Genomic DNA, 9,295 nt, shown 5'->3' with positions numbered 1-9,295 from the left:
GAGCGCCTTGCGGCCGGCGAGCCGTCCGGAGCCGACGATCCCGGCCACGACCGTGCCGGCGCCGTCGGGCGGCGCCGCGGCGGACGTGCTCGTCCGCTCCTCCGCCGCGCAGGACGAGCCGGAGGAGCGCGACGACGACGGCCGCCCGCGGCGCCGGCGCGGTGCCCTGATCGGCGCGGGCCTCGCGGTCCTGCTCGTCGGGGCCGTCGTCGTCGTCGCGCTCGTCCTGAGCATGAAGGCCGGGGGCGGCGGCACCGCCACGGCCGGTGGGCCGGCCCCGACCACGGCGGGCCAGCCCGGCAGCACGAGCACCGACCAGGCCTCGGGATCGGGCGACGCGACGGGCACCGGCGACGGTTCGGGCAGCAGCGGCGGGGACGGGGCGTCGACGGCCCCGGTCGTCCAGGGCACTCCCGAGCAGGTCGCGCAGCAGCAGGCGGTCATCGACTACTACGGCCTCATCCCGTCGAACCTGCCGGAGGGCTGGCAGCGCCTGACGCCCTCCTACCAGAGCAACACCGCCGGCGGGTTCTCGTCCTACGCCGGCTTCTGGGGCGGCATGAGCCGGGTGACCGTGCAGGGCGTGTCGTCGGGCCCGGGCGACACGGTCGACGCGACCGTCGTCTACGTCCACCAGGGCGGTCGGACCAACCGCGAGCGGACCCTGTTCCGGATGGTCCAGCAGGACGGGACCTGGAAGATCGACGGCAGCCAGGTGATCGCGAGCAGCTGACCGACCCTCACCAGCCCAGCGGGCTCGGTGCGGGGGCCTGCCCGGTGAGCAGGGCGAGGAGGCTGTGCGGGGTGTCCTCGCCGAAGCAGAGCGCGAAGTCGCGAGCGGCCTCGGTGGCGGCGTCCGCGCTGCGGGCGAAGAGCGCCAGCTCGTAGTCGCGCAACGCGGCCTCGACGTCGTCGGGACGTGCGGCGAGCGCCTGCCCGAGCTCGGCACCGTCGGCCATGGCCAGGTTGGCGCCCTCGCCGTTGGGCGGTGCGAGGTGGGCGGCGTCGCCGAGCAGCGTCACACCCGGGACCCGGTCCCACCGGTGCCCGATCGGCAGGGCGTTGAGTGGGCGCAGGACGGGCGGGGTCTCGCCGTCGGTGATCAGCGCGGTGAGCTCGGCGGCCCAGCCGTCGAACTCCTGCGCGATCCGTGCGCCCGCCGCGGCGGGATCGTCGAAGTCGATCTCCGCGAACCACTCCCGCGGCTTCGAGAGCGCCACGTAGGTGTGCAGCGTCCCGCCGCTCTCCCGGTGGGCCTGGATGCCCTTGCCGGGCACGAGCGCCATCAACGAGCCCCCGCCGACCGCCTTCGCCGCGCCCGGGTGCCGGACCTCGGCGTCGAACAGGTAGGTCTCGACGAACGACAGGCCGACGTACTCCGGGACGGCGTCGGAGAGGAGCGGGCGGACCCGGGACCAGGCGCCGTCGGCACCGACCAGCAGGTCCGTGACGACGGTGGTGCCGTCGGCGAAGGCGACCTCGTGGCGCCCCTCCCCGAGGGCACGGATGCCGGTGACCTTGTGGCCCCACCGGACGGTGCCCTCGGGCAGGGCGTCGAGCAGCACCCGGCGCAGCTCGCCGCGCTGCACCTCGGGACGCCCCCCGGTGCCCTCGTCGGGTTCGTCGAGCAGGACGGTGCCGTCCCGGGCGAGGACCCGGGTCGCCTCGCGGCCCTCGAGGATCAGCGCACGGAACTGCTCCGTCAGGCCCGCGGCCGCCAGCGCCGGCTGACCGTTGTGCTCGTGGATGTCGAGCATCCCGCCCTGGGTGCGCGCGGACGGGGACGGCTCGGCCTCGTGGACCGTGACCGGGATGCCGCGGACGTGCAGGACGCGGGCCAGGACGAGTCCGCCGAGACCGGCTCCGATGATCGTGACGTGGGTGCTCATGACCGCTCCTCCGCAAACTCTGGTACGACGTTCCAATCTTGGAACGGCGCTCCAGTCGTGTCAAGATGGCCGCGTGACACCACGGACACGGACGCGACGGCGCACGGAGGCGCTCTCCCGGGAGCGGATCGTCGAGGAAGCCGTCGAGCTGCTCGACGCCGACGGCGAGGGCGGGCTGACGTTCCGGGCGCTGAGCGAGCGCCTCGCCACCGGGCCCGGGGCCATCTACTGGCACGTGACCAACAAGGACGAGTTGCTCGCCGCGGCCACCGATGCCCTGGTCACCGTCGCGCTGACCGTCGGACCCCCTGCGGCCGGGGAGTCCCCGGAGGACCGCATCCGGGCCGTCGCGCTCGGCCTCTACGACGCGATCGACCACCATCCGTGGCTCGGCGCGCAGCTCTCCGCACAGATCTCGCGCAGCCCGTCCGGGACGGTGACGCCGAGGATCTTCGAGAGTCTGGGCCAGCCGATCCGCGCCCTCGGCGTCCCCGAGAGCAGCTGGTTCACCGCGACGTCGGCGTTGATGTACTACGTGCTCGGCGCCGCCCGCCAGAACGCCGCGAACGCCCGGACCTTCGGGCCCGACGTGGACCGTGCGCGGTTCCTCGACGCGGCCTCGTCGGACTGGGAGGCGCTCGACCCCGACGAGTACCCGTTCACCCGGGCCGTCGCCGACCAGCTGCGTGACCACGACGACCGCGAGCAGTTCCTCGCCGGGGTCGCGCTGATCCTGGCCGGTGTGGGTCAGGCCCGGCGGGCGTAGGCGTCGACGAAGCAGTACACGCCGAACGCGGCCACCCCACCGGTGACGACGGCGAGACCGACCACGCCCCAGGGTCCGTGCCCGACGAAGCGCAGGGCCTGGGTGAGTCCACCGGAGCGGCGGGCGTCGTCGGTGATCGCGGCGGCACCGAAGAAGATCCCGACGGAGCCGATCAACAGCGCGCGGGCCAGGTTGCCGTAGCTGCCGCAGGCGATCGCGACGCGGCGCCACGCCGGGGTCAGGCGGCTCTCGTGCAGGTCGCCCAGGTAGGTGGCGAACACGCCGGTGTAGATCATGGAGGCGGCCATCACGAGGGCGACCGCCGAGGCCCCGGCCACGATCAGGCGACCCTCCGGCAGCGTCAGCACCGTCGTGACGAGGACACGTGTCCCGTTCTGCGGCGGCGCCGGCGGCGGGCCGGGCGGCGGGGTGCGCAGCGGCCCGATCGCCGGTGGGAACGCCAGCACGGCCACGGCGATCATCGCGACGGCCTTCCCGGCGGCGCCCACCCGCTTGCGGAGGCGCTCGCTCCCGCTCGTCCAGCGGAAGCCCGTCAGCGCGGCCCGGATCTGCCACACCGCGAAGGCGACGAGCCCGACGATGGCCACCCCGAGCAGGCTCGCCCCGACCGGACCGAGCCCCGCGACCACGGCGATCGCCGCGTCCTGGTCGGCGCGGACCCCCCGGGCCCCCCACAGCAGCCGGGCGGCCAGACCGGCCAACAGCAGGTGCAGGACCCCGTAGGCGACCAGCCCGACGCGGCCCAGCACCTCGACCCCGTGCGGCCCGGCGTCGCCGCCGGCCCGGGTGGCCCACGCGAGCACCCGCCGAAGGGGCAGGCGGCGACGGGGCACCGCGGCGTCGGTCATGGCACGACGGAGCGTGTCACGTCGGACGGTCCGTCGCTCTGAACCGTCGCTGAAGACTCACCCGGGACAGCCGGACCCTGGGGCCGACGGCGGGCATCCCGGCGACGCCCGGAACGGGCCCGACGGGCCCTCGAGGACCTGGGTGGCGATCCGGCCGAGCTCGGCCAGCCCGTCGCGCCCGATCGTGTCGAGCACGAGCTGCCGCACCGCGGCGACGTGGCCCGGGGCGGCCGCGGCCAGCTTCCCGACGCCGGCGTCGGTCAGCGTGGCGTTCGTGAACCGGCCGTCGCTCGGACAGGTGGCGCGCACGACCCAGCCGTGCCGCTCGAGCCGGGCCACCGCGTGGGAGAGCCGCGACAGCGACCCGTTGGCCATCTGCGCGAGGTCGCTCATCCGCAGCGTGCGGCCCGGCGCCTCGGAGAGCCGGGCCAGCACCAGGTAGCCGAACAGCGTGAGGTCCGCGTCGCGCTGGAGCTGGCCGTCCAGCGCCCCCGGCAGGGTCAGGAGCAGGGCGCAGAACGGCATCCAGGCGGCGAGCTCGTCGGCGTCGAGCCACCGCGTCCCGCTCCCGGGCTTCTCGACCGCCGTCATGACCGTGGAGCGTACAGGACTTGAAGACTCAATCGAGGTCCTTGACTTGAGTCCTCAAGCGGAGGAGAGTCCGTCTCAGTTGATGCCTCAAGTGTCGCGACGACACCCGCCCGAGGCCGCCACCAGCCAGGAGGACCCCATGACCGAGACCACCGCCACCCCCGCGCTCACGCTCGCCGGCGACTACGTCATCGACCCCGCGCACTCGCGGATCGGCTTCACCGCCCGGCACGCCATGGTCACCAAGGTGCGCGGCTCGTTCGGCGAGTTCGCCGGCACCGCCCACGTCGACGAGGACCCGTCGGCCTCGCACACCTCGCTGACCATCGTCGCCCCGAGCTTCACCACCGGGCAGGAGCAGCGCGACGGCCACGTCAAGAGCCCCGACTTCCTCGACGTCGAGAACTTCCCCGAGTTGACCTTCCGCTCGACCTCGGTGGAGGCCGACGGCGACGTGTACCGCATCACCGGCGACCTCACGATCCGCGACACCACCAGGTCGATCACCATCGACTTCGAGTCCACCGGCATCGCGAAGGACCCCTTCGGCAACATCCGCGCCGGGTTCGAGGGCACCACCACGATCAACCGCAAGGACTACGGCATCACCTTCAACGCCGCGCTCGAGACCGGCGGCGTGCTGGTGAGCGACAAGATCGGCCTGGAGTTCGACATCTCCGCGATCAAGACCGCCTGACCGGCGCCCGTTCCGCCCTCGCGACGCCTCAGACGGCCGTCGCGAGGGCGCGCCCGGCCTCCCGCCCGGAGAAGATGCAGCCGCCGAGGAACGTGCCCTCGAGCGAGCGGTACCCGTGGACGCCGCCGCCGCCGAACCCGCTGGCCTCCCCGGCCGCGTAGAGCCCGGACACGACGCCGCCGTCGGCCGCGAGGACCCGTCCGGAGAGATCGGTCTGGAGCCCGCCGAGGGTCTTGCGGGTGATGATGTTCAGCCGGGTGGCGATCAGCGGGCCGGCCTTCGGGTCGAGCAGGCGGTGGGGCGTGGCGACGCGGGCGAGTCGGTCGCCGAGGTAGCGGCGGGCCCCCCGGATGTGCGCGACCTGGCTGTCCTTGGAGAAGGAGTTGGCCATCTCGCGGTCGCGGGCGAGCACCTCGCGCTCGACGGTGGCGTGGTCGAGCAGCGGCACGTCGGTGATCTTGTTCATGCCGTCGACGAGGTCGTGGAGGTCGTCGGCGACGACGAAGTCCTCGCCGTGCTCGACGAACGCCGTCACCGGCGCGGGCGCCCCGGGCCGCACCCGGCTCAGCGTGGCGCGCAGGTCCTTGCCGGTGAGATCGGGGTTCTGCTCGGAGCCCGACAGCGCGAACTCCCGCTCGATGATCTTCTGCGTGAGCACGAACCACGAGTGGTCGTGGCCGGTGCGGCGCAGGTGGGCCAGGGTGCCCAGGGTGTCGAACCCGGGATAGAGCGGGACCGGCAGCCGGTGGCCGGTCGCGTCGAGCCACAACGACGACGGCCCGGGCAGGATCCGGATGCCGTGCATCGGCCAGATCGGGTCCCAGTTCGTGATGCCCTCGGTGTAGTGCCACATCCGGTCGCGGTTGACCAGCCGGCCGCCGGCGCCCGCGGCGATGTCGAGCATCCGGCCGTCGACGTGCGCGGGGACGCCGGAGATCATCGTCGTCGGCGCCGTCCCGAGGTACTCGGGCCACAGCCGGCGCACGAGGTCGTGGTTGCCCCCGATGCCGCCGCTGGTGACCAGCACGGCCTGGGCGTGCAGCTCGAAGGCCCCGACCTCGCCACGCGCACTGGACTCGCCGCGGCGCACGTCGCTGGGCTCGAGGACCGCGCCCGTGACGCCGTCGACCGCGCCGTCGGTGACGGTCAGCCCGTCGACGCGGTGACGGAAGCGCAGGTCGACGAGGCCCCGGGCGGCGGCCGCGCGGACGCGGCGCTCGAAGGGCTCGACGACGCCGGGGCCGGTGCCCCAGGTGACGTGGAAGCGGGGCACCGAGTTGCCGTGCCCGGTGGCGCCGTAGCCGCCGCGCTCGGCCCACCCGACGACCGGGAACCAGCGCATCCCCTGCGCGTGCAGCCAGGAGCGCTTCTCCCCCGCGGCGAAGTCCACGTAGGCCCGGGCCCACTGCCGGCCCCAGTGGTCCTCGTCGTCGCGGTCGAACTCCGCCGAGCCCTGCCAGTCCTGCCACGCGAGGTCGGCGGAGTCGTGGACGCCGAGGCGGCGCTGCTCCGGGGTGTCGACGAGGAACAGCCCGCCGAACGACCAGAACGCCTGGCCGCCCAGCGACGCCTCGGGCTCCTGGTCGAGCAGGATCACCCGTCGGCCGGCGTCGGCCAGCTCGGCCGTCGCGACCAGCCCCGCGAGCCCGCCACCGACGACGATCACGTCCGCGTCCATGGCGGGCAATCTAGTCGTCGAACTGCGTGTGGTCGGCGATCCGGCGGGCGAGCTGGTCGGGGTCCCACACCCCGGGCGGGCGCCGGTCGAGGAAGTCGAGGAGGCGCCCGGCGAAGTCGCGCGGCCGGTCGCAGTGCGGGAAGTGCCCGGCGCCCTCGAACAGCGCGAGCTCGCTGCCCGGGACCAGTCCGTGGGCGCGGTGGGCGTGCTCGACCGGGATCATGCGGTCCTCGGTGCCCCAGGCGATGAGGACGGGCAGCTGGTCGGCCAGGTCCAGCCGGTTCGTGGCCCGGACCCGCTGCCCGCCGCTGTCGATCACCGAGCGGGCGGTGTGCACGAACGCGTGGCGGTGCACCGGGTCGGCGAGGGACGCGTAGGCGCGGGCCGCCTCCCGCGCGGACCCCGGGACGTACCGGCCTGCCCAGGCGAAGCGCCGGCCCACCGCCGTCGCCGCCGACACCAGCCGTCGGTCGGCGATCACCGGGATGACCCACTCGGCGCCGGGCAGCGTCGCGGCCCGCAGCGCGGGGCTGACCTCCCGGCCCAGGCCGCCGCTGTCGATGAGGACCAGGCGGGCGCACAGCTGCGGGAACTGGAACGCGAACTGCTGCACGACGCCGCCGCCGAGCGAGTGGCCGACGACGGTCACCCGGCTCTGCCCGAGCGAGAGGACCAGATCGCGCAGGCCCGTGGCGTAGCCGCCGAGCGAGTAATCCGCCCACGGCGCCGACGACGACCCGTGCCCCAGCAGGTCCGGCGCGATGAACCGGCGGCGCTCCCGACGTCGGGCCATCTCCGCGAGCAGCGGGGACCAGGTGTGCGCCGAGCTCGCGATCCCGTGCACCAGCACGACGAGCTCGCCCTCGTCGTCGCCCCGGGCGTCGGGCCCGGTCGTCCCGGAGTCCCAGAAGCTGACGCGGTCACCGTGGACGGTCGCGGTCCGCCGTGCGGTGCGTCTCATCGCGCGAATCTCCCACGGAGCGGAACACGGTGCAGCGCCGCCGCCGTCGGCCGCGCGCACCTGCACGGCCATTCTGCTGATGCAGTGACCCTCCGTGGTGCGCCGCTCGCAGACGGGCTACCGCACTGGTCCTGGTGCGCCTGCAGCCCCCAGCGCATGGTTCGGGTGCGCGTTAGAGTGACGGTGATCCTGTCCGTCCAGACCTCACCGGTGGCGCAGGTCTACTGGGGGGAGGCTCGTCGATGGACGGGGTAGTGCTCGGCGTGGTGATCGCCGCGGTGGTGGTGGTCCTGGTCGGGGTGGTCCTGCTCGTCGTGGCCCGCCGACGGGCCCGCGCCACGACGGCGTCGCTGCGCAGTCGCTTCGGTGGGGAGTACGACCGCGTGACCGCCGCCTACGGGCAGCGCAACGGCGAGAAGGAGCTCCGGGAGCGGGTGCGGCGCCGCAAGGAGGTCGAGCTGCGCGACCTCGGCGCCGACGAGCGCGACCGGTACGCCCGCGCCTGGGACACCGCGCAGTCGACGTTCGTCGAGAACCCGTCGACCGGCCTGCGGGACGCCGACCTGCTGGTCCAGCAGGTGATGCGCGACCGCGGCTACCCCTCGGAGCGGTTCGAGGAGCGGGAGAAGCTGGTGTCGGTCGACTTCCCCGACCTGGTCGAGCACTACCGCTCCGCGCACGGGGTGGCCGTCGCCGACGAGCACGACGAGCAGCCGCTCGAGAGCCGGCGCCAGGCGATGGTCGACCACCGGTACCTGTTCGATGCGCTGCTGCAGGGTGGCGACGCCCAGCGGACCCGACGGCTGTGACGCGGCCCTACACCGACGACGACGGCCCGGCGAAGGGCTCGCAGGACCGGATCGTGCTCGGCGATCGGTACGAGCTCCTCGAGCTCCTCGGGCGGGGCGGGATGGGCGAGGTCCACCGCGGGTTCGACCGCAGCCTGGTGCGCGTCGTGGCCGTCAAGCTGCTCCCCCCGGACCGGCGCCACGACGACACCGAGTCGCTGCGCCTGCAGGACGAGGCACGCGCGGCCGCGGGGCTCAGCCATCCCCACGTCATCGCGGTGCACGACGTCGGGGTCTCGTCGCACGGCATCTACGTCGTGATGGAGCTGCTGGGCGGCCGGACCTGGCGCGACGAGCTCCACGAGCGGGGTCGGCTGCCCGAGGTCGAGGTGGCCCGGGTGGGGTCGGCGGTGGCGTCCGCGCTGGCCCACGCCCACGACCACGGCATCGTCCACCGCGACGTCAACCCGTCCAACGTCATGCTGCTCGACGACGGCACGCCCAAGCTCATGGACTTCGGGATCGCCAAGATCGAGGACCTCCCCGGCCTCACCGAGACCGGGCGGGTCGTCGGGACGGCGGCGTACGTCTCCCCCGAGCAGGCGCGCGGCGAGCGGCTCGACGGCAGGTCCGACGTCTACTCCCTGGGGTGCACGCTCTACGAGCTGCTCACGGGGGCGACGCCGTTCCACGGCTCGGGGTCCGCGGACGTCGCCTCGGCGCGGCTGCGCGAGCCACCGGTGCCGCCGCGCCAGGTCCTGCCGATCGTCTCGGTCGCCATGGAGGACGTGGTGCTCCGCGCGATGGCGCTCGACCCGCGGGACCGGCCCGACGCCGCGTCGATGGCCGCCACGCTGGGCGATCTGAGCGAGAGGCCCGAGGACCGGGGCCGGCGCACCGGCGACGTGGCGGGCGCGACCGAGGTCCTCCACCCGGCCTCGGCGGACGCCGACGCCGACGCCGAGACCGACACCGACACGCCCCCGTCCGCCGACGCCCCGCCGCCCTACCCGGCACTGCGGCGGGCGGGGATCGCACTCGTCGTCCTCGGCGTGC

The 9,295-nt window shown here is 74.3% G+C and carries 9 protein-coding genes and 1 pseudogene; 5 read left to right on the top strand and 5 right to left on the bottom strand.

The features are described from left to right. Positions 1–733 (top strand): annotated as a pseudogene (locus AC0CYZ_RS23030) (hypothetical protein); the annotation flags it as partial. A gap of 7 nt (positions 734–740) precedes the next feature. On the opposite strand, the gene AC0CYZ_RS23025 reads toward AC0CYZ_RS23030, so the two are convergent. Beyond that, positions 741–1,889 carry an FAD-dependent oxidoreductase gene (locus tag AC0CYZ_RS23025; RefSeq protein ID WP_472219648.1) on the bottom strand — a complete coding sequence of 383 codons (1,149 nt, stop codon included), beginning with the start codon at positions 1,887–1,889 and terminating at the stop codon, positions 741–743. A gap of 73 nt (positions 1,890–1,962) precedes the next feature. Here AC0CYZ_RS23025 and AC0CYZ_RS23020 point away from each other — a divergent pair, with 73 nt between their 5' ends. Continuing rightward, the gene (locus AC0CYZ_RS23020; RefSeq protein WP_472219646.1) at positions 1,963–2,655 is read left to right on the top strand and encodes a TetR family transcriptional regulator; all 693 of its coding nucleotides are present in this window, start codon (positions 1,963–1,965) and stop codon (positions 2,653–2,655) included. Here AC0CYZ_RS23020 and AC0CYZ_RS23015 read toward each other — a convergent pair. Next, positions 2,637–3,524, bottom strand: coding sequence for a DUF1206 domain-containing protein (locus AC0CYZ_RS23015; RefSeq protein WP_472219644.1), 888 nt, complete (start codon positions 3,522–3,524; stop codon positions 2,637–2,639). The two genes, AC0CYZ_RS23020 and AC0CYZ_RS23015, sit on opposite strands and share 19 nt — an antisense overlap. A 57-nt stretch (positions 3,525–3,581) precedes the next feature. After that, on the bottom strand, positions 3,582–4,115 hold the full coding sequence (locus AC0CYZ_RS23010; RefSeq protein WP_472219641.1) for a MarR family winged helix-turn-helix transcriptional regulator: 534 nt from the start codon (positions 4,113–4,115) through the stop codon (positions 3,582–3,584). A gap of 139 nt (positions 4,116–4,254) precedes the next feature. On the opposite strand from AC0CYZ_RS23010, the gene AC0CYZ_RS23005 reads away from it, so the two are divergent. Then, on the top strand, positions 4,255–4,812 hold the full coding sequence (locus AC0CYZ_RS23005) for a YceI family protein (protein WP_472219638.1): 558 nt from the start codon (positions 4,255–4,257) through the stop codon (positions 4,810–4,812). Between the two features lie 28 nt (positions 4,813–4,840). On the opposite strand, the gene AC0CYZ_RS23000 is transcribed toward AC0CYZ_RS23005, so the two are convergent. Next, positions 4,841–6,490, bottom strand: coding sequence for an FAD-binding dehydrogenase (locus tag AC0CYZ_RS23000; RefSeq protein ID WP_472219636.1), 1,650 nt, complete (start codon positions 6,488–6,490; stop codon positions 4,841–4,843). A 10-nt stretch (positions 6,491–6,500) separates the two neighbouring features. Next, a complete protein-coding gene (locus AC0CYZ_RS22995; RefSeq protein ID WP_472219634.1) occupies positions 6,501–7,451 on the bottom strand; it encodes an alpha/beta fold hydrolase in 951 nt (316 codons plus the stop codon). Between the two features lie 242 nt (positions 7,452–7,693). Between AC0CYZ_RS22995 and AC0CYZ_RS22990 the strand changes: the two genes are divergently transcribed. Both AC0CYZ_RS22990 and AC0CYZ_RS22985 read left to right on the top strand, forming a co-directional pair. After that, positions 7,694–8,260 carry a hypothetical protein gene (locus tag AC0CYZ_RS22990; RefSeq protein ID WP_472219632.1) on the top strand — a complete coding sequence of 189 codons (567 nt, stop codon included), beginning with the start codon at positions 7,694–7,696 and terminating at the stop codon, positions 8,258–8,260. Next, a partial coding sequence (locus tag AC0CYZ_RS22985) for a serine/threonine-protein kinase (protein ID WP_472219630.1) occupies positions 8,257–9,295 on the top strand: 1,039 nt, incomplete at its 3' end. The genes AC0CYZ_RS22990 and AC0CYZ_RS22985, both read left to right, overlap by 4 nt.

The sequence above is a fragment of the Actinomycetospora sp. genome (assembly GCF_055612215.1).
Note: the sequence above shows the minus strand (reverse complement) of the source record. Positions and strands in the feature narration are given on the sequence as shown.

What these genes read in the sequence shown, in the direction of transcription:
- AC0CYZ_RS23025 (WP_472219648.1), bottom strand. Translation starts at nt 1,889, where the DNA reads ATGAGCACCCACGTCACGATCATCGGAGCCGGTCTCGGCGGACTCGTC.
- AC0CYZ_RS23015 (WP_472219644.1), bottom strand. Translation starts at nt 3,524, where the DNA reads ATGACCGACGCCGCGGTGCCCCGTCGCCGCCTGCCCCTTCGGCGGGTG.
- AC0CYZ_RS23010 (WP_472219641.1), bottom strand. Translation starts at nt 4,115, where the DNA reads ATGACGGCGGTCGAGAAGCCCGGGAGCGGGACGCGGTGGCTCGACGCC.
- AC0CYZ_RS23005 (WP_472219638.1), top strand. Translation starts at nt 4,255, where the DNA reads ATGACCGAGACCACCGCCACCCCCGCGCTCACGCTCGCCGGCGACTAC.
- AC0CYZ_RS23000 (WP_472219636.1), bottom strand. Translation starts at nt 6,490, where the DNA reads ATGGACGCGGACGTGATCGTCGTCGGTGGCGGGCTCGCGGGGCTGGTC.
- AC0CYZ_RS22995 (WP_472219634.1), bottom strand. Translation starts at nt 7,451, where the DNA reads ATGAGACGCACCGCACGGCGGACCGCGACCGTCCACGGTGACCGCGTC.
- AC0CYZ_RS22990 (WP_472219632.1), top strand. Translation starts at nt 7,694, where the DNA reads ATGGACGGGGTAGTGCTCGGCGTGGTGATCGCCGCGGTGGTGGTGGTC.